The organism is Sphingobacterium sp. WOUb80, from assembly GCF_050058145.1.
GTDB lineage: Bacteria > Bacteroidota > Bacteroidia > Sphingobacteriales > Sphingobacteriaceae > Sphingobacterium.
Window position 1 is genome coordinate 2,983,191 of sequence record NZ_CP165617.1, and the last position, 21,486, is coordinate 3,004,676.

Here is a 21,486-nt window from a genome sequence, read left to right on the forward strand (position 1 = left end):
TTTGCATCGTTGCCACCCCTATCTAGATTTTATAATTGGATTAATACCTCAAACTTAGCCGATTTGGCAGCATTCCATCGTATACAAATCCGTCAAAAACCATATATTTTTTAGTCAAAAACGGCTTTTTAAACATATTTAAGACATATTTCATGTTTTTTTCAAACTGATCTTGTTTTGATCGAAGTATATTAGAAGGTTGCTTTATGCGAAAAAACTATGCCCCTAGCTATGTTTAAATAGTAGGGGCATACTTATCTGATGTGGATTGTTTTAATACACTACGCGGGCTTTATTGTCGGATCGTTGATATTCGGAAGGTAGCTGGCCAAACTCCTCTTTAAAGCACTGCCGAAAATAAATCGCACTATTGATTCCGACCATAAATGACACTTCAGTCACGTTATACTTCCCGGTCCGAAGTAGATCTGCCGCCTTATGGATACGTATCTTACGTACGAGCTGATTGATATTTTTTCCTGTGATGCCTTTCAATTTCCGATAAAGGGTAGACTGACTCATATTCATTCGATCAGCGAGGGCTGCAGCATCCAATACCTCATCCTGCATATGCTGTTCGACAATCTGCATAAAATCCTTAACAAATTCATTTTCACGCCAGATTTCCTCCGTAGGCTTTTGTTCTAGTTCTATATTGGCAGTTGAAAAAGATGATTTTGTATTTAAACTTTCCAAAATCAGTTCATTGATCTGTTTCTGTCGGCTCAATAGATTGTCAATACGTTTGAAAAGTAAAGCTGCTGTAACAGGCTTGATCAGGTAGGAGTCTATCCCCAGGTCATAACCTCGTTGTCGGTCTACATCGGTGTTTTTTGCTGTCAATAGCAACAGTGGGATATGACTTGTACTACGTTCCTGTTTCAATTGCTGTACAAGCTGAAAACCATCCATATCGGGCATCATAATATCACTGATCACCAAATCGGGAACCCTAGCCATCGCCATTTGATAGCCTACAGTTCCATTTTCGGCGAGCACCACATCATACTGTCTTTGCAAGGTACTTCCCAGATATTCACGAAGTTCCAGATCATCCTCAACCAATAGCACTAGCGGACGTTGCGAAGAAATAGACAGCTCGCCATTCTCAACAGGTAATCGATCGGTTTTCAATTTTACCGTAAAGGTGGTACCAAGGCCAAATGTACTATTCACATCAATCTTTCCATGATGGATTGCCACAAGTTCTTTCACCAAGGCCAGACCAATACCCGTACCCTGAGTACCTGTGTTCGCAACCTGATAATATTTTTCAAAAATCCTACCGATATCTTCTTTGTCAATACCCACTCCAGTATCTTCTACGGACAACACCGCCCAATGGTCCAAATCCGATTCTTCGTAATGCAAGCTTAGTTTAATATAACCTGACTCGGTATATTTATAAGCATTCGACAATAAATTATCGACGATCAATTGTACGATTTCGGCATCAAATAGCGTACGTGAATCCTTCACAGGGAGTTCAGACAACACCCGAAGACCAGGTTTGTGATTCAATGTCTTATATTTATGGGCAAGATCTACGAGCATTTCTCCCAAAGACCCAGCTTCGGGTACAAAGGGTTTAAACTGCGATTCTACCTTCCTAAATTCCAACAACTGGTTGACCAATGTGAAGAGTCTATTAGCGCTTTTCTGTACCGTCTGAACCAGTTCGCGATGTTTTTCAGTAAGCTGCTGTTCTTGGGACAGGTCGTCAAGGGGGCCTAGAATCAACGTCAAAGGTGTCCGTAGCTCGTGTGTTATATGCGTATAGAAATTCATGCGCTCTGCATGTAACTGTTCGTCCTGCACATGTTGCCGCTCTTTCAGTTTTAGTTCGGATTCAGCTTTCATTTTTTTGAAATAGAAAGAAATGATAATATATCCAATTAGCAGCACAAGGAGCAGATACACGATCTTGGCGGATAAACTGAGATAAAAAGGTGGCGCAATTTTGATCAATAGATGCTGGTAGTCCTGCGACCATTGCCCATTTTTCATCCGGGTGCGAATCAGCAGCTCATGTTCACCGTAGGGTATATTACGAAAATCGAGGTTGGTCTCGTTTCCCAGAAAAATCCAGTCATTATTAAGCCCTTGCAATTTATAGCCAAACTCGACCAAGCCGTCTAAAGCAAAGTCCATGACAGCAAGTTCGATGCGAAAGCTATTCTCATCATAATTGAGTTCAATTGCCTTTGTCGGCGAGGGATATTTATCGACCTGTGTACCGGACTCTCCAGATCGAAAAACAATAAATCGGCTAATACTTAGGGGTGAGGTTGGTAAATTGGACGGGATTGTGGCTGGGTTGAAATAACACATTCCTTCCTGCATCCCAAAATACAGTCGACCTTCACCGTCTTTTCCTACACTTGCATTGATAAATCCGCCCAAAGGCAAGCCGAAAGACTGGTCATATTGTAGAAAACGTCTTTCTTTCGGGACATAGCGTAACATCCCCGATTTGGTCGCACACCAAATATTTCCAGTCAGATCTTCTGCGAGTCCATTGACAAAAAGCCATGCATTCCCTCCCGGAGGCATCAATAGAGACAGATCACCAATCTTCTTGCTCGCTTCCTGTACGGCCAGTCCTTGATTTGTAGCCACCCAGATATTGTCATTTCTATCCCGCAACAAATGATTAATCGTGTTATTTTGCAAGCCATTACCCTTGTCCATTTTTCGAAGCAGTTTATGCTGAGGATCGTAAACATAGAGTCCTTGCCCATAAGTTCCGACCCACATGTTGTGTTTGCCATCTTCCATCAACGTTCGGGGCGCATAATCGCCAAGCATTGGTTTGTTGATCAAAAGCTTCTGGACACGACCCTTTCCTTCATCATATATAAATACCCCTTGATGCGCTGCAAACCAGATCTGTCCCAAATGGTCCTCATAAATCGCCCGTACCTCTGTCACAGGCTCACCTAAATCAATGGTTTTCCAAACGGACGATCCAGCATATTGAACGGCAATTCCACCTTTACGTAATCCGAGCCAAACATGTTGATGCTGGTCCTTAAAAGCTGTTAGAAGGAAATCGTCTGCCCCACCATTATTTTTGGTAATCTGTCTCAATAAACGCCCTTCTGCATTCATTTCGACAAGACCTGAGCCTTCAGTCGCCAAACGTATTGTCCGATTTTCACCCACCAATACATTGCTCACTGTTGCCAGTCGATCCGGCAGCATATTGTCTGATGGAAAGACACTAAAGAAGCGGGAAATATGACTCACAACTCCCAAGCCACCACCATATAACGCTAGCCAAACGTTTCCAAACCGATCGGGAGTAATATGCTGGACCATCGTATTATTGCCTTTCCCCAGATCAAAACGCTCTACATGCTGTACGGCTTCAATACGCTTATCATAACCATAGCTCGGCTGCAATAAAAAGAGTTGCGACGATTCGGCCCCTATCCACAATGTATGACCAATTTCCTTAATCGCATACACAAAAGGTTCATTTCCATTTTTTGCCAATCCTGCCAAAGAAACCTGCTGTAGTTTACCGGAAGCTGGGTGATACACAGCCAGCCCCTTTCGGGTCCCTATCCACATATTGCCGGCTTGATCACAAAACAAGACTTTAATTTCATTATCCGGTAATTGTCCGGAGGTATTGTGATTAGTTAGTCGTTTCAAAGAATGGCTAATGGGATCCATTATTGTTAAACCTTCGTTAACATGCCCGATGTAAAGCATTCTTTTTTGATCTTCGGCCAGAGACCAAATGCTATTTTCGGGAAGACCCGGAAAATTCTTTTTATTGAAATGACTAAATTCTCCCGTTACCGGATCAAAATGCTGCACCCCTTGATGGTAGGTCGCTAACCACAATTTCCCATCCTTGCCTTCAATCATATCCGTAATATCATTCGTGGCTATGGATTTTTGATTAGCTGCGTCATGTGTATAATAACTGAATCTATTTGTACCTAGGTCAAGCACATTCAGCCCATTGGACCTTGTTCCGATATACACTTTCCTGTCTGCATACAGTAACGTATTAATTTCATTGCTATTGACTGATTGACCGTCCTGCTTATCGGTGGCATAATACGATTTAAAAGACTTTCCCGCATAACGGTTCAACCCTAGCTCTGTGGCTACCCACATAAATCCTTCATCGTCATGTACGATATCCAGTACCTGCTGATTGCTTAAGCCATCTTGAAGGGAAAAAAAATGGGCATTGTTGGGCTGTCCATAAACATGGGCCAACTGCCAAAGAAAAACAATAATAATGAGAAAATTTTTCATAGCTCCACCACCACCAAATAAGTTAACAACACCAACCTGTTCTCTTGGATGAGATCCTTTGCCGACTATCATTCGCCCCAATCTATTTGCACCTTTTTACAAGATTGTTGAGCACCGCAACAACTATACAATGAAAATATTCAGGATATAAACACAACATAGGCCCATTCAAATAAAGGTTATTTTCAAGTTAAAGATAAGAATAAATATATAAATGTCAAACAAACATTTATAATAATACCAAGAGGAATATAGCGCATAATCTCACGGAATATTGATCAACTAAAATTACCTGCCAATACCTGAAATATTGGTATATTGCAACAAAATCTAATAACACTTGTGAATCACAAAAACACGTTCATGAATAAAATCTTCTCAACCTTACTCCTATCCTGTGCCCTGTACCTGCCGACACTAAATTTTGCGCAACAAAAAAATGCACTTCCTCAACTCATTCCATTTCCGCAGCAATTGGAGGCTAAGCCAGGCCTTTTTCAGCTAAAGGGTCAAGAATTGGGTTACTATATTGATCCAGCCCTATCTTCTAAATCATTATCGGGATGGATCGATCATTCCCTATTCGGGAAACTGAACAAAAAAAACGTAAAGAAAACTAGCGCTACATTGCAATTGATTAAAAATCAAGGGCTCTCAAATGAGGGGTATGAATTGATAATAGATCAAAAAGGTATTCAGATCATCGCCGCATCTGAAAAGGGTGCATTTTATGGATTACAGACAATCCAGCAATTATATTTACTCTCAGGAACAACAGCTAAGCTTGCTCTTCCCTATGTAACGGTCAAAGACAAGCCAGCTTTCCAATGGCGAGGTGTCGAACTCGATGTAGCCCGTCATTTTTTTCCAAAAGATTATATTTATAAATTTATCGATCTACTTGCAACCTACAAGTTCAACAAATTTCACCTGCATCTGACAGACGATCAAGGTTGGCGCATAGAAATCAAAAAATACCCCAAACTAACCGAACAAGGGGCTTGGCGGACGTATAACAATCAGGATTCTGCCTGCTTTGTGAAAGCCAAGGAAAATCCCGACTTTAATCTGCCCAAGGAACTTATCCGCACAACAAACGGAAAGGAAGAATATGGCGGTTTTTATACACAACAGGATATCAGGGACATTGTAGCTTATGCGGGCAGCCGACATATAGAAATCATTCCGGAAATAGATATGCCAGGGCATATGATGGTGGCTACAAAGGCCTATCCCGAACTCCTATTGGACAGTCAGTCCGCGGGCTGGGGAAAACAATTTTCTGTACCGATCAGCCCCTGGAAAGAAAGCAGTTATACTTTTGTTGAGAATGTATTAAGCGAAATCATTGAGCTATTCCCATCACACTATATTCACATTGGTGCCGACGAGGTAGAAAAAGACTCCTGGTCAAAATCAGCAGCTGCGCAGGCTTTTATGAAAGAAAAGCAAATACCTAACTTACATGATCTGCAAGGTTATTTCGTCAAACGGGTGAACAATTTTATCCGTTCAAAAAATAAACAGAGTATCGGCTGGGATGAAATACTGGACGGAAGTTCCGATACCAGCATGATGGTCATGTACTGGCGTGGTTGGGTAAAGAATGCCCCTATGGAAGCTGTGGACAGAGGTCACCGGGTTATTATGACGCCCACAAATCCGCTTTATTTTGATTACCTTCCGAATAGCAGCAGCCTAGACGCTGTTTACAATATGAGCGTGGTCCCTTCGGATATATCCAGCCAAAAAGCACCGCTGATCCAAGGTGCTCAAGCGAATATCTGGACAGAAATGATCCCGTCCACCGCTAGGTTGGAGTTTATGATTCTTCCAAGGCTAAGCGCTTTGTCGGAACGCGTATGGACCAACAGATCACTGTATGATAGCTATAGAAATCGTGTAATTGCTCACTTTGGACTTTGGAACAAAATGGGTTTGCGGTATCGCATGCCAGACCTGAAAGGTTTTGCTGAAACACAAGTGATTGTCGACGGGCAATCGACCCTAAAGGTCGCGAATGAGCTTCCTCAAAATCAAATACATTATACCACAGATGGCAGCCTACCAACACAGCAAAGCCCAGTACTGAACGGTTCGCTTGTCGTTAAAAAGGAGGGCCCTATTCGTTTTGCAACCATTTCTTCTTCGGGTGCAAAAAGCGAACTTTATCAGGTTGATTTTAAAAATGATACCTGGAAAAAGAACATAAAACTCGATGATAATAGCCTAGCTCCAGGGCTTACGGCAACACTTTTCAACGGAACTTTTGCTAACACTTCTGCCATTACGGGGCCTCAAGTTCGCCGGGAAGTGATCAGCAATGTCGCCTTAAGCGATACCATCAAGATGCCTTCATTCGGTGCAAAAATAAAAGGGTATATCTATGTCAAGGAAAAAGGAATCTATAATTTCTACTTCACATGTGATGATGGCGGTGTCCTGCGGATACACGATCAGCTCGTCGTCAATAATGACGGGCAGCATGCTCCAATTATGAAAAGCGGGCAAATCGCTTTGGAACCGGGGTACCATCCAATTGCTGTAGATTTTATTGAGGCAGGAGGAGGTTTTACCTTAAAACTTCAATATAGTGTCAATGATTCAGAAGTGATTGAAATTCCAAAAGAATCCTTTTTCCATAAAAAGGATTAAAAAATCTCTATCAGATAGCGATAATTCCATCCCCAGTGAAGTCACCCCTCACTGGGGATATTTTTTGCACCACAAAACCTTCATGACTTCGCACACACCAACAGCAATGAAAGCGAAAGAAGATTCTTTCTAACCAATAACATCAAACGCGTTCAGAAAAAAATAGCGGTTTAGTTCGAAGCCAGGGATAACATATTCGCAAAAAGGCGATATGCACCCGCTACCCCTGCTGGTAGTTGTCTAAAGAGGGACAAACTATTATAGATGTAATAACCCTTTCCTTGCTTGCGAAGCAGCAACAAACCATCCTCATCCCCACTCTCTCCATTGTGACCGCGCAGGATCGGTTCAAAATCAGCAGGCCATTTTTGAGGGATAAAAAGCGCCCGGTCCTGCACCCAATTTTGAAAATCATGCTGCCCGATAGCATTCGGATAATTCAGGATACGATGGGCCCGATTCAAAAATGAAATGTGGCTTTCGGTATCGGTCATTCTTTCTTGGGAAACAGCCAAAGGGTAAAGCCCAACCTCCTTCAAATGCAGGTCATACGGTGTATTATACTGCGTAATCAATACACCGCCTTGCTCAACATATTGATGAAAGAGCTGATGAAATCCCGTTATTAAGGGATGTGTATTGTATATGCGTATACCCAGAACCACTGCATCAAAAGTGACAAGATCTACTTCCCCGATTTTCTCAATTGGAATAATCTCCAACTGACCAACAAGCTGACGCAAACTCCCTGCGAGTTCATCATTCATCCCCGAGATATAGGCAACTTTCTGTGCTTTAATATTCACCGGTAAGTTTAAAACCCGTAATAGGCCTTTGGGAAAATAGGTTATTTTATCAACATGCGGATAAACGATACTTTTGGATGTCAAAGCATATACACCGGTAATCGTCTCAATCTCAAATCCAATCTCTTGAATCTGTTCTTGTTGAGAAGATGAACTCAGCTCAAAATAAAGTCTTTCAGTCGAATTACCCGCGATGTTGAGATTAATTTCCTTCGGAAATGCATTCAGCCCATCAGGAAGGATCAACCTCACGCTTATCGGTAGCAATTCAGATACTGTCGATTGCAGCTCCAACGAAATTGAACGTTTGGCTGCATCAGATAGCACCACTATTTCCGAATCAAAAGTTGCTGTTACCGGAGGAGCCACCACAACAGGATTACCGGCATGCAACACAGGCCGTTTAACCGCGATCGACAGGCCTGCAAATTCTAGTTTTAGATCAACTTCCAATTCAGTTCCATAATTTGTCAATACAACATCCGCAGGCGATACAGGGGCATAATTGTGAGCATCACCGTCTGAGCTCAACCAAGTTGGAAAAGAAGGTGAAATTGTATCAAGAAGCTGACCACTTAAATGAATCGCTTTCGATGCCGACAATGGATAGTCTATCTGTCCTGTTCCCTGAATAAAAGGAACGTTTACTGCCGTTAATTCCAGATTGGACTCTACTGGAATATGAACATGCAGGACCACGTTAACTTCCTTTCCTGGCACCCATAGTTCCTCCGATGCCTGTACTTCCAAGGAGACACCCGCACTATCCAGCAGAAGACGTTCCACCTCGGCCCGCTTCTGATGAATAATATGATCTTCGGGAACAATCTTCATCCAAAATAAAATCGCCGCAAGCTCCAATGTGAGCTCTGTCCTGTTTGACTCACGTTTCACGATCAGCTCATCCACCAACCGATTGAATACAATTGCATAAGAATCTTGCACTGAAGACTGCGTAAAAATAGTGTTCGCAGTCTCTGAACCGACCAATTCACCTTTTAACAATTCAAAATATTCGATACTCGGATGATGCTGTACCAGACTTCCCATGGCCTGAGAACGATGCCTGTTACGGCTTTCTGCTGCAATTTCACCATAATGTAAACCCAAAGAACTATGCGTCACTGGGATTTCCAAAGAAAGATAGTCAGGCAAAGGCAGCACTTCTCCGCCGATATCTTTAACACCACTATCCTGATATACATTCCAAAGTAATTGCCTAGTCTGCCAAGGCGCCAGTTCAGTCAACTGTTCACTGTAAGCTGTTGGATCAGCGGCCAGATCAAAAGCTTTTGTTATTAAGATTGCTGAGGCTTGATGATGTCCATGTAAGTCAGGTACATCTGGTGAAAATCGCGTTACAATGGCCGTGGGACGAAAATAACGGATGGTCCATACGATATCGGCGAGCACAGCGTTTTCATCCCATCGTGCCAACGTTTCATCCACTGTTTTTGCAAACCCAAAATCCTTAGCCCGTGTAAAAAACTGTCTTGTTCCTTCTATTTTACGTGCGGAAAGTGATTCCTGCACCCGAAGTACCCCTAGATCTACTCCCTTTTCTGTACCTATAAAATTCTGTCCGCCTTCACCGCGTGTCAGAGAAAGGTAGGCCGTATCGACCAATTGATGTTGCGCCAAAAAGGTCAACAACTTATTATTTTCGTCATCCGGATGGGCACCGATATATAAAACACGATCAGATATTCTGAGCATACACAACGCTCGCATCATTACTTGTTCTTTATACGAAAAAGCCTGATCCAAATGCTGTGCCTGCGCCTGCTGTGTTAAAAATTCCAATGCCATATCCTTCCTACTAAATATTTCTACGGCTCAAATATAGTAATAATTTCTAATAATCTAGTAAATATATAGATTATATATTATAATAGACATAAAACACTAAAAACAAACAGATTAACAAAAAAAACAAGACTTACAATCAATCCAAGCGTGTTAATAGACCTTCTTTATGAGAATAAAACTCGTAACTCGCTCCTTTCCTAAAACGCATAACCTTTTCAATATAGATATTGCTATGGCTTTTGCTTAGGGCAAAATACTTTTGCTGGAGCTGGAGCGGCAGCCCCGTCCAATGGATTGATCGCTCAAATTCCAGTCCATGTGTTTTGCTATACTCCAAGACAAAATTTGTTTCTCTCCAGCTCAAGGCAAGTTCCGTTTTATTCTCCAAGTGTTCTAAAGCAACCTGTAAACCATTCTGATCGACGATCTTTCGCGAACTGCTTGCCAACAACACAACTCCCGAAACGACCATAGCGCCATAACCTATTTTTTTAAAGAGCTGATCACTAAAATACGGTAATATAAACTTAACCGTCACCGAAGAGATTATTGTTGCCAAAGCAATTGCGAGGCCCAGGCCCAAAGCTGCCTTAGAATACAAACCCAGGGCAATATAAATAATAAGCTTTACAAGGTGCAAAAACACTTCATTGGCAGCACGGGTGGCTATAATCTCCTCTTTGGATAACCCCATCTGCAAATAAAACCGATTGAACAAGAGCCCAATTGCGCCCGTAATTCCAGAAACAAAGCCGGAAAGAAAACCGATAATGGCCAAAAAAGATCTCGAATATTTACTTTGTACTGGTAAGTCGGTCTTTTTTGATTTAAATAATTGCGGAATGTTTCCGATCAAGAAAAAAGCGACAATCAACTGCAAATAAGAAGGTTCAATATATTTGATCAGATATCCTCCCAGCAGTACAGCCGGAATGGAAAACGGAACAAACCACAAAAAGATTTTCCAATTAATATTCCGTTTAAAAACGACTATTCTTGACACTGAACTCGTAAATGTACCGATAGTCAACGAGAACGGAATAACCGATGAAGGCAACATAAAATTCAACAGGGGAATAAGGATAAGACTTGCCCCTCCGCCACAGATAGCGCTGATCCAAAAAGCTACTATTGTACTTAAAAACAGGACAACTAAACTTGTAATCATATTTTAACACTTAAAAAAGCTACTTAACTGTAGCTTCTGACAAAAATGCGATACCTTTCTGTAGAAATTTAGAATTGATAACCCTCTTCCCTTTCTATCGGATCTAAGACATTTACATACTACCTGCCCGACCTTGTTTTGTATAAAAATTAAATGCTTTCGTATAATATAGATTTTGTGGAGTAACCAAGAACCTAGATTTGTAAAGATGTCTCCGATGAACAGGTACATCAAATGATTTTGAACATGTATAAATTAGTAGTGATGAAAGTTAGGCAAGTGTTGATTTTTAAAAGTTCGGTAAAGACGAAGGACAAGAAGAATTTTTTGATGCAATTGGTCAAGACCCATCTTCCACAAATACAAGATGCTACAGTCGATCTAGATGATGAGGATGCTATTTTCAGAGTCGAAACAGAAGAGTGCTCCGTCGACTACCTCACAAATTTTCTACATGGTCATGGTATCCAAGTTGATTTCCTCGATCGGTTTGTGGTCGCCTAATGCGACCAATAGATTACAGCAGTCCTCCAGTATACTGTTTGAAGAAAGATTCCCGATAGATTTCTCCGATCGGAATTTCAAATTTGTCGATGTAAACCGTATGGTTATCAAAAGAATCAATAAACGACAAATTAATCAGATAAGATTTACTGGTACGCGCAAACAGCTCGGCTGGAAGTTTCTGATGGATTGTTTTTAAGTTCATCGCCGTAATCAATTTATTGTTGTGCGTATAGATGACCACATAATCTTTAAGTGCTTCTATAAAGCGAATATCTGTAAAAGCAATTTTATAGTATTTCCGATCTGATTTAATAAAAAGCGCATCCTCACTGGCCTTTTCAACGGTACTTTGATGTTCTTTTAAGGCCAGTAATTTTTTATAGGCTATTGCTTTATCAATTGCTTTGGCCAAACGGTCTTTCTTGATCGGTTTCAACAGATAATCTATGGCGTCCAATTCATAACTTTTCAACGCATACTGCGCATATGCAGTGGTTAAGATCACCAATTTATCATCGGGAAGAGACTGTGCAAAATCAAGGCCGTTGACTGTTGGCATCTCGATATCCAAAAAAAGCAGGTCTACCGAATTTGTTTTGATACATTCCAATGCCGATATGGCATTGGAAAAAGTACCGACAATCTGAATAGATGAAATTTCTTCGATCAGATTTTTCATTTCTTCCCTTGCTAAGGGTTCATCATCTACAATAATGCAGTTCATAATGGAATAGTAAGTTTAACCTTATAGAGCGCCTCAGTTGTTGACACCGACAATTCATAGTCGTTCCGGTATAGGAGATCTAACCGTCTTTTGGCATTAGCCAATCCCAGTCCGCTATATTTACTTTGCGCAAATGGACTGTTGGCATCTTTCGAATTTTCACATTCAAAACAAAGTTGTTGATCCAGCTCCGAAAAACGGATGCTGATGAAAGTATGCCCATCTCCCGCGCTGAGACTGTGTTTAATAGCGTTTTCAACAAAAGCCGTAAAAAGATGTGGCGGTAAAAACACCCCCTTTTTCTCGAGTTCCGTCGCACATGATATATGTGTGGTCAAGTTGTCTCGACGTATTTCTTCCAATTTCAGAAAATTGGATATAAAGTTGATCTCTGACTTTAACAGCGTCTTGTCATCGTTATTTTCGTATAGCTGATACCGCAAGAAATCCGATAACTTGATGATGACTTCCGTTGCCATAGTAGGATCCTTTCGAATCAAAGCCTTCACATTGTTGAGCATGTTGAACAAAAAATGCGGCTGAATCTGATTCTTCAAGGAAATAAGTTCTGTCGTCAGAGCCAGGTTTTTCAGCTCAGAAATCCGCTTATTGTCCTCCAGCCAGCGTTTGAAAAGCTTAAATGTCGTGGTCGTCAAAATAATGGGAATACAGATAAATAAAGCAGCAATCAGCCCCATAGAATCCGACTCGGGCTTTTTGATCGCTGGTATATGGATCGCATAGAAGATGTAATTGGCAATGTACATCACCACAAGTAGACTGGCGGTCACGAGCAGTATCAATGCCAGGATATATAGCTCATATTTCCCTTTAAAGAAAAACTTTGGTATGAGCACATACATGTTGACGTAAAACATACAGACGAATACAAACCAAAGGATAATGGAGAAATAAAACCGATAACTGCCTTGAAAATGAGAGCTCGAATTAGCATTTGCGAAGAGTAACAGTAAACCGATCAGAAAAAACACATGCCGCAATGGCCTGAATTTATTTTCTGTAAAGTACCTTAAGACAATGCTATTATTGAAGTCTTGCATGCATTAGAATAATTTTAACCTGAATAGCAAAAATAAGGGTTTTCTTGGCAACTATCCGATCTCTTATACAAAGGGCTTAATTTTTTATACCAAAAAGCAGTGCGCAAAAGTTGGGTATTCCTTTTCACTGTCCCGATGAATGGGGCTTTTGTATAATAACCAGACCTGTTGGTCTAAAAAAAGATTCCAGCCTATAAATTTCATTTATTCTTACAGCGATTTTAATCATACATTTATGCAAAAGATACTTTTCATATTTATGCTGCTGCTCGGATTATCCACTTCCATGGCACAGACTAAAGATAGCGTACAACAAAAAGTGAAGGCTGTGGTGACCGACAAATTTCCGATTACACGAGTCCTCAACTTGACCTATGAGTCCAATACAGGATACAGCTATTCATCAAAATACCAAGGCCAGGATTTACCCAAAACAAAAGTGGAATCCATGTACCAAGCCGGAGGTAGCATTAACATTAACTTTTTAAAAAGCAGAACCTGGAACCTAGGTACCAATATCGGTTATCAGCTCACTTCTGTCAACTCCAATCGTCTAGACCCAACAACACAGTCCATAACACATTCCACCCATCAATATCATTATCACTACGAATCGCTCAACCTGACCCGTTACTCACGCCTATGGGGTAAAATAGCATTTTATACCGCAACGGTCGCCGCTAATGGAAGTGAAAAAGCCATCGAACGTATCAATGGGATACTATCTGCTACGGTGGTGCTAAAAGCCACACGGGAGATTCAAATGGCTGTTGGTCTTATCGGTTTTATAGATCCGGCCGCAATTATTCCTGTTTTCCCGACCTTCGCCTACAAACAACAATATGCCAATGGCCTGATACTTGATGTGATCTTGCCAAAAGGAGCATATCTTCGGAAAGAGGTCTTAAGGAATGGTCGGGTTTCTATAGGTTCAGATCTAAACAGTACAATCTTTTACCTCCATGATTTCCAAGGCTCCGACAAAGTATACACCTTTAGCCAGATGGAAATCAATTCGGGTCTGACTTATGAGCATAATTTGGGCCGATCTTTTATTGCCACCCTAAAGTCAGGTGTAAAAACAATTCCTCGTGCCCGGATATTTGAAAAAAATAAACCCCAGCGCGATTATGTCTGGGAAGCGAGCCCTGGTCCTTCTTTTTACATGAATGCAGGACTTTCTTTCAACCCCTTTGCCAAGAAAAGAAGATAGACTATTGATACCTATTCATTGTTATCAGAAGTATTTTTTGAGAGCTTGTCAATCACTTTTTTCATATCGATTCATTTGCCGAGTACGGGTTTAAAATGGAGCGGCATCGACACAGTTCCACCTGGCTTGGAGCGAACTGAATATGCCGCTGTGATAGTCGCGTGTGGCCTATTCTGAAGAAAGTCAATATACATTTTGCCTTTCCGATCACGCACAGTTCGCTCCAAGCTGGTATAATCGGGCAGCGGATATGGGATAAAATTTTCCGTTGAAGCTCCTATCGTTTCGGGATTTTTAGTTCCACATAGCCGCTTTTCACAAAGGCAACAGCACAGTATCCGTCCCATTTCACTTCATATACCCAACTCTCGTCATCAAAAGGTTTGTCGACCAATTGATGCTGTACCAAAAAGGTCAATAATTTGTTGCTTTCGTCGTCCGGATCAAATAAAGGAAAATTACTCTAATACTACTATTTCCATAGATCCAATTCAAATAACAACATGTACTACATTAGCTTGTCTTTAATTTCAAATAAATGTTTATTTAACATTTATTTGAAAACATTCCATATCTTTAAAAAATAAGTAAAAGCCAATTGATATAGTCAAGCCGAAACTATTTTTTAACCGTCAACATCTATCAAAAATTTTGTGAATACATGCAAAAAAAAACCGTCACAGCGATTTTATTTTTTATTCTATCCTTATTTCACCAAGTTCTAGCCCAGCTCCAAACGGAGGTCAATAAACTGCTTTCAAATAGTTCGGTCAAAACAATTTATCAAGATAGCCAAGGCTATATGTGGTTCGGAACTTTCGATGGATTAAATCGTTATGACGGCCATGAAATGAAAGTATATAGGAATCAACTTAGAAATAACAAAAGCATCCCACATAATTATATATATTGTATCGCCGAGGATCGTGACAAAAATCTTTGGGTTGGAACAGGCCAAGGAGTTGGCATCTATAACAGGAATTTCAATTCTTTTTCTCGTTTACATTTTATTGACAGTGAAAACTCACAACAACAATATCATCTAAATGCAGACACCAGAGCTATTGAGGTAGACCGGGAAAACAATGTTTACATCGGAACAAATGGTTGGGGATTATTCTTCAAGGAACGACAAAAATCGACGGCTATACGCATATACTGTCCCGAGCAGGGGAAAACTGCACCAGCAGGATATTACCATGTTTCTGCCTTGCATATTGACCGTACTGATCAGGTCTGGGTTTTTATCAACGAAAAAGGTCTCTATAGATTTGACCGAAGAAAAAAGACTTTGCAATTAGCCAATGCTTCAATTCGTGAGGCTACCAGTATGACCAGCAACGACAGAGCTGAGCTTTTTATTGGCAGTTCAGCGGGCGTATTCATCTGGGACATCAAAAGCAGGTCAATTAAGTCCCATCTCGAAAAGGAACTAAGCTCTTCTCAAGTCAGCATGTTAGCCATAGAGAATGATCAGAAACTATGGATCGGGACACAAAATAATGGTATCTCGCTTATGGACATAAATACAAACAAGGTAGAACAATTCTTCTTATCGGAAAAATCGATGCTTCCTTTGAACAGCAATTCCATTTTTAGCGTGTTTATCGATGCGCATAATAAAAAATGGATCGGTACGACACGCGGAGGTATTAATATTATAGATGACAATTATCATAACTTCAATTCCCAGCGAAAAAAATTAACGCCGCATTTAAATTTGAGTAAGCAGTTTGTCCGATCATTCGGAGAATCCAAAGGGTATATTTGGATCGGTACAGAGGGCAATGGCCTTTATTGCTGGGACCGAACTAAAAACACCTACAAACATTTCAAAAAGGATGGTAGCCAACTTCTTGACAATACCGTCAATAGCATAGTGACAGATCCACGAGGTAATTTATGGTTAGGGACTGAGCGTGGCATCGTACAATACGATCAAAAAACTGGCTTTAAGAATTACCAATGTATCACAAAACAGGGTGTCGTGAATGAAAATGTACAAGTACTGCTCAAAGATGAGGAGGGAGAAATCTGGGCGGCAACTTTTTCCAACGGACATCTATACAAATATCACTTTGATAAAGATCGTTTTGAGGTCTTTGACGAATGGCTAAATGATCTTAATTGCTTATTGGATGATAAAAAAGGACAGCTTTGGGCCGGTAACTACCATGAAATCATTAAAATCAACAAAAAAACAAAAGCTGTCCGGCGTTACAATATTGACAAGCCTATACGTGCCTTATACATAGATAGAAAGGGATCCTTTTGGATAGGGACTGAAGGACGCGGCTTATTGAAATTTGACCAAAAAACAGAGAAAATCAGTGCCAGTTACTCTACGGACGATGGGCTCAACAACAATTCAGTCCTCAATATCCTAGAGGATCAATCTGGAAATCTCTGGTTAAGTACTTTCAATGGCCTATCTAAGTTCAATCCGAAAACAAAAAGATTTACCCGGTATGAAACTTCCGACGGTTTACAGAGCAATGAATTCTCCTACGGAGCCGCACTAAAGACAAAGGATAATAGTTTGCTTTTTGGGGGGAATAATGGTTTCGATCTGTTCCAGCCCGATAGTATAAAAGTAAATGTCAATATTCCAAATCTAGTATTAACAAGTATTAAAATAGATAATCAACCTTTGAATGATACCATTCATCAAGTCATCATCGGAGAAGATAATTTGATAAAAAAAATTATTTTACCTTACCATAAATCGACTTTCTCTTTGGATTATTCCGCATTGGAATTTAGCTCTCCACAAAAAATCCGTTATCGTTATTTTATGGACGGTTTAGATAAAGACTGGAATGATGCTGGAACTTCACAGTCCATCAATTATAATAATCTGCGGGAAGGGAGCTATGTTCTACATCTCCAATCCACCGATACGGGAGGCAATTGGTCCGCCAAGGAAATTCGCTTAGCAATAGAGGTCTTACCGCCATGGTACCGAACCTGGTGGGCTTATCTACTCTATATATTGGTTTTCGGCACTTTAATTTATCGCTATCGCCTTTACAATATTCAAAAGGCAACACTCGATCGAGAAATCCAGCACACCCGATTCAACGCGCAAAAAGAACGTGAGCTCAACGAAAAAAGATATACATTTTTCACCCATGTATCCCATGAATTTCGCACTCCACTAACACTGATTATCAACCCCTTAAAAAAGATAATTAATGAACATAATTACTCTCATCACGATGACAGCTTAAAACCTGTATACAGAAATGCAAAGCGCTTACTTAGTCTTGTTGATCAACTACTTATATTTCGAAAAACAGAAGATGGCGCAACACAGATACAAAAAACACACTTTGATCTTCAATCTTTTACCAAAGAGGTCTATCTCTATTTTACAGCACAGGCTAAGCTTCAACAGATCAATTACAAATTAGAAAGTGAAGAGGAGCTCATATATGTGGTCGCTGATAAGGAAAAAATTGAAATCATTTTATGCAATTTAATTTCTAATGCATTCAAATTTACACCCGATCATGGATCCATTCTATTGCGGTTACATCGGCAAAATCAAGATGTTGTTATTCAAGTCCAAGATTCTGGATCAGGAATTTCATCTCACATCGGTGATCAGATCTTTGATAAGTATTTCTCTAATTCCGCCGCTGGACAGAAGCAACGTTCGGGATTCGGAATTGGCATGTTTCTCGTGAAAAACTTTGTGGAAATGCATCACGGAACAATAACGTACAAAAGTTCGTCGAAAAACGGGACTCTATTCACTATTAAACTTCCTATTGCTGTTGAGCAAGAAAAAGACTACAGCTTATTTTCGAATGAAGATGGTCCGAAACTACTTCAAGATTTATTCCACACAACAGCGGTCGATCATATCCTCTCTCCCCCGATTTCTTTAAGACCAATCACGACTCAAAAAGCGAGTATACTTTTCGTAGACGACGATATTCAGCTACGAAATTATCTGTACAATTTATTTAAGGAAGAATACTTGATCCATTTAGCTTCAAATGGAACTGAAGCTATTGAGATTATTCGACACAAACAGCTTGATCTGATAATTAGTGATTTAATTATGGACGAGATGGATGGATTGAGTCTCTGTAAAACTGTAAAATCAGATTCACAGTTTAACCATATCCCATTTATTCTACTCACCTCAAGTACCTCAGATGTGAATCAGTTGGTCGGTATCCAATCTGGAGCGGACGATTATATACTTAAACCTTTTGATGCCGACATTCTTCGTGTAAAGATCCAAACCTTACTTCGTAACCGAAAAAACTTACAAGAGTTTTTCTTTCAGGCGATCACCTTACAATCCAATGAACTTAAAATCTCGGCACAAGATAAAACATTGATTGAACGCTGCATCCAAGAGATCGAAGCCCATTTACTGGAAGATTTTAATGTAAAAAACTTAGCTGACAACATCGGCATGAGCCATTCGGCACTTTACAAAAGGATTAAAATGATTTCAGGTAAATCCCTAAACGGATTTATACGTTCAGTACGCCTAAAAAAAGCGGCTGAGCTACTCATCTTATCCGATTTAAAAGTAAATGAAGTCGTGCATCGAGTTGGATTTGATGACATCAAGTATTTCCGCGAGCAATTCAATAAATTATTTGGCTTGAACCCTTCCGCTTATATCAAGAAATATAGAAAGGCATTTCAGCACGATTATAGGATCGAAAGAGACTAAAACTGAAAGACACTGAAATAACAATCCCCCTTAAAATAAGAATAAGGGGGATTGTCGTTATAGTCACTATTGATTGTGGCTCTATATCCTAATTTGTCTCTAAATATTTAAGCTTTATACCCTCTGCTTTCCAATATTGTCCGTTGCTTGCACTTCCTACAAGTGTACAGACAAAACCTAGAGATACCTGTTGTTCTTTTTCTAAAGTAAACTTAATAGATGACACTCCTGATTTACCCGTAAAGGAGATATAACTGATTGCATCGCTTGTCAAATTACCAATATCAGGTAATGAATTCCCCAACGCTGCTGCCAGATAAAAACTTCCTGTGGTTCCAACTGAACTGATCGTCGCTTCCAATTCATATTCCCCGGGAGGTAGAATTGGACTCTGATACATCTTACCATTGGTAATGGAAAGTAGCGTTGTACTCCAACCCGCTTCCATACTTAGTCGATATCCTTGGTTGGCATCTACCCCACCATAACTTACACCATTCAATGTAAAGTTACGCGCTGCAGCATTCAATATCCAACCACCTGGTGTACACCACCTCGAACCACTACATTCTGATGTAGCAAAAGGGAAGGCTGTATTGACCAAATATAAATTCGTTACATATCGTCTGACATTTATATGGTTATATTCGGTGTAAAAAGTATCGATGGCCAGGGTATCGGGGAGGTATTTTGTCCGATAAGAGAGTGCTGTGCCAATTTTATAATCACTCGGCAACTGTAGTGATGCCTGAGTCAATGGAAGACTCAATTTTGCTTCACTTCCATTTGATGTTGTGTATTTGACCTCGGTCGATTGAGCACCACTATTAGCATCCAGATTAGAAAATGAAATGGTCGTCACACCATTATTGCTAGTATTAGCTTCCAACGCAGGTCTATTTAGCAGGGAAAGCTGATAATTTTTCCCATAAGCTCGACCAATAGCATATACCCGTACGGATTTGTTCCGCTGTTGATCGAAAGTAATAATCTCAAAATTATAAACTGCATCGGCCAAATTATTAATGTAGGCCTTTAACGTATCAACTCCCGACGTACGTTTGATTGGTACGACTAGCGAATCGCGCCTACTGTTCCAATAGATACGCACCTCAACAATCTTCGGATCGGATACAAGAAGTCCTTTAATCATGACCCTATTTTCTCCTGGATACACTTTTACTGAATCCACTTTTCCAGTATATGTTATGACTGGGTTATCGGCAATATATTTTTTGTAGTCATCCATCTTCTGACAGGCAGAGATGACAACAATTAAGCATAGTGCGATATAAATAAAACTATATGTCCACTTTTTCATTGTTTAATTCCATTAAAATTTACTATCGAGGATCACCATATGCTTGAATCTCAGCAATTGCCATATAGGATGATCCATCCCAGTTTTTCTTGCTTTTTATGCGGATATAGCGAACCTTCGGCGCATTGATATCAAATTCCCAACTAAGACCACTGTTGGCTGTCTGGTAATCTTCATCTGATTGTTGACCAAATGGCAAACCGGAGGGTTTTACCGCAATATAAGATCCCAAAAGATGCCAGTTGTTCCACGATCCGTCTTCAGGTGGATTATCGGATCCCCAAATCTCAAATTCCTTCAGATTGCCCTTATAATAATAAGTACGGCCGTTGTAATACTCGGGATAATCCCAAATAACCAAACGACTTAATCTAGCTTTAATACCTAAATCTACGGTTGTACTATGTATCCCCGAAATAGCCGCTTGGGTCATATAGATTTTCGGCCAATCGAGGATATTGCCATCCCACATCCCCGAATGTGCTGTAGCGGTATGATTCGGTGCGTCTCCAGGAAGCCGAAACCCACGATAACCCGATTGTGGGATTTTAGTTTCAAATAATGGACTTATTGTTTTAAATAATGTATCGGTATAATTTAACCAACGGTCGCGAACAACAAATGCAAAATCCCTTGCCGTCGTATCCATTCCGCGCTTAGAGGCCTTGATTTTATCCGTTGCCGTATAAATGCTATTTGGATCAGCAACCCATTCGCCATATTCATTTTTTTGCATAATTAAAATGGCAATACTGGCGCGGTCTTCATTTTCAGCTGTAACCTGAATCCCACCGAAAGATGCATTCACTTTCATTGATCGATAGATATTCCAAATCGGTGATTCCTCAGGATGAATAAGCACTTCTACCGGCTTGGACACAGCTTCTGAACGGTTCACGGCATAAAGCTTCACAGTATATTCACCGGGTTGCGAAAAACCATCTACAATGAGCTGATTAGAATAATAAGAAGCTTTTACAGTACGTAATTTGCCATTAGGTAAAATATATTCAGCCTTTATGTACGACAAATCATCGTCTGCGGGCACCGTAAAGGTCAATATAGCACCGCCATGCTTATTTTCAACCACTATATTGCTGACACTTCCAGGTGGAGTTGTATTGGACTCGAGCGGCTTCAGCATATTTTCTTCCCGGCAGGATATCGCAACTGTTGCCAAAAACAACAAGCCGCAAACCTTTTCCATAATTTTTTTCATCTGCATAATTATTAATGATTGTTAAA

12 protein-coding genes are annotated in these 21,486 nt (G+C 40.3%); 4 read left to right on the top strand and 8 right to left on the bottom strand.

Translation table 11 applies throughout. The features are described from left to right. Positions 1-273: 273 nt before the first annotated feature. Positions 274-4,350: a hybrid sensor histidine kinase/response regulator transcription factor gene (locus AB1Z56_RS12690; RefSeq protein WP_426792214.1), complete on the bottom strand. Its 4,077-nt coding sequence runs from the start codon at positions 4,348-4,350 to the stop codon at positions 274-276. A 291-nt stretch (positions 4,351-4,641) separates the two neighbouring features. On the opposite strand from AB1Z56_RS12690, the gene AB1Z56_RS12695 reads away from it, so the two are divergent. Then, a complete protein-coding gene (locus AB1Z56_RS12695; RefSeq protein WP_426792215.1) occupies positions 4,642-6,933 on the top strand; it encodes a family 20 glycosylhydrolase in 2,292 nt (763 codons plus the stop codon). Between the two features lie 170 nt (positions 6,934-7,103). Here AB1Z56_RS12695 and AB1Z56_RS12700 read toward each other — a convergent pair whose 3' ends face one another. Next, positions 7,104-9,548, bottom strand: a complete 2,445-nt coding sequence (locus tag AB1Z56_RS12700; RefSeq protein ID WP_426792216.1) for a PIG-L family deacetylase — start codon at positions 9,546-9,548, stop codon at positions 7,104-7,106. Positions 9,549-9,684: 136 nt separating this feature from the next. After that, positions 9,685-10,716 carry a sulfite exporter TauE/SafE family protein gene (locus AB1Z56_RS12705; RefSeq protein ID WP_426792217.1) on the bottom strand — a complete coding sequence of 344 codons (1,032 nt, stop codon included), beginning with the start codon at positions 10,714-10,716 and terminating at the stop codon, positions 9,685-9,687. Between the two features lie 246 nt (positions 10,717-10,962). Between AB1Z56_RS12705 and AB1Z56_RS12710 the strand changes: the two genes are divergently transcribed. After that, positions 10,963-11,220 (top strand): hypothetical protein, encoded by a 258-nt coding sequence (locus AB1Z56_RS12710; protein WP_309362973.1) that lies wholly within the window; start codon positions 10,963-10,965, stop codon positions 11,218-11,220. A gap of 13 nt (positions 11,221-11,233) precedes the next feature. Here the strand turns inward: AB1Z56_RS12710 and AB1Z56_RS12715 are convergent, their stop codons facing one another. Together AB1Z56_RS12715 and AB1Z56_RS12720 are read right to left on the bottom strand one after the other, a co-directional pair. Next, positions 11,234-11,947 carry a LytR/AlgR family response regulator transcription factor gene (locus AB1Z56_RS12715; protein WP_309362971.1) on the bottom strand — a complete coding sequence of 238 codons (714 nt, stop codon included), beginning with the start codon at positions 11,945-11,947 and terminating at the stop codon, positions 11,234-11,236. Beyond that, complete coding sequence (locus AB1Z56_RS12720; protein WP_426792218.1) at positions 11,944-13,008, bottom strand: sensor histidine kinase; 1,065 nt, start codon at positions 13,006-13,008, stop codon at positions 11,944-11,946. Before AB1Z56_RS12720 ends, AB1Z56_RS12715 begins: the two co-directional genes overlap by 4 nt. Positions 13,009-13,243: 235 nt before the next feature. Between AB1Z56_RS12720 and AB1Z56_RS12725 the strand changes: the two genes are divergently transcribed. After that, positions 13,244-14,221 (top strand): hypothetical protein, encoded by a 978-nt coding sequence (locus AB1Z56_RS12725; RefSeq protein WP_426792219.1) that lies wholly within the window; start codon positions 13,244-13,246, stop codon positions 14,219-14,221. 71 nt (positions 14,222-14,292) lie between these two features. Here AB1Z56_RS12725 and AB1Z56_RS12730 read toward each other — a convergent pair whose 3' ends face one another. Next, a complete protein-coding gene (locus AB1Z56_RS12730) occupies positions 14,293-14,568 on the bottom strand; it encodes a hypothetical protein (protein ID WP_426792220.1) in 276 nt (91 codons plus the stop codon). Positions 14,569-14,882: 314 nt separating this feature from the next. Here AB1Z56_RS12730 and AB1Z56_RS12735 point away from each other — a divergent pair, with 314 nt between their 5' ends. Further along, positions 14,883-18,920 carry a hybrid sensor histidine kinase/response regulator gene (locus tag AB1Z56_RS12735; RefSeq protein WP_426792221.1) on the top strand — a complete coding sequence of 1,346 codons (4,038 nt, stop codon included), beginning with the start codon at positions 14,883-14,885 and terminating at the stop codon, positions 18,918-18,920. An 88-nt stretch (positions 18,921-19,008) separates the two neighbouring features. Here the strand turns inward: AB1Z56_RS12735 and AB1Z56_RS12740 are convergent, their stop codons facing one another. Both AB1Z56_RS12740 and AB1Z56_RS12745 read right to left on the bottom strand, forming a co-directional pair. Then, positions 19,009-20,241, bottom strand: a complete 1,233-nt coding sequence (locus tag AB1Z56_RS12740; RefSeq protein WP_309362962.1) for a DUF4998 domain-containing protein — start codon at positions 20,239-20,241, stop codon at positions 19,009-19,011. Between the two features lie 22 nt (positions 20,242-20,263). After that, entirely contained in the window at positions 20,264-21,460 is a 1,197-nt protein-coding gene (locus tag AB1Z56_RS12745; RefSeq protein WP_426792222.1) for a DUF5000 domain-containing lipoprotein, read from the bottom strand. Positions 21,461-21,486 lie beyond the last annotated feature (26 nt).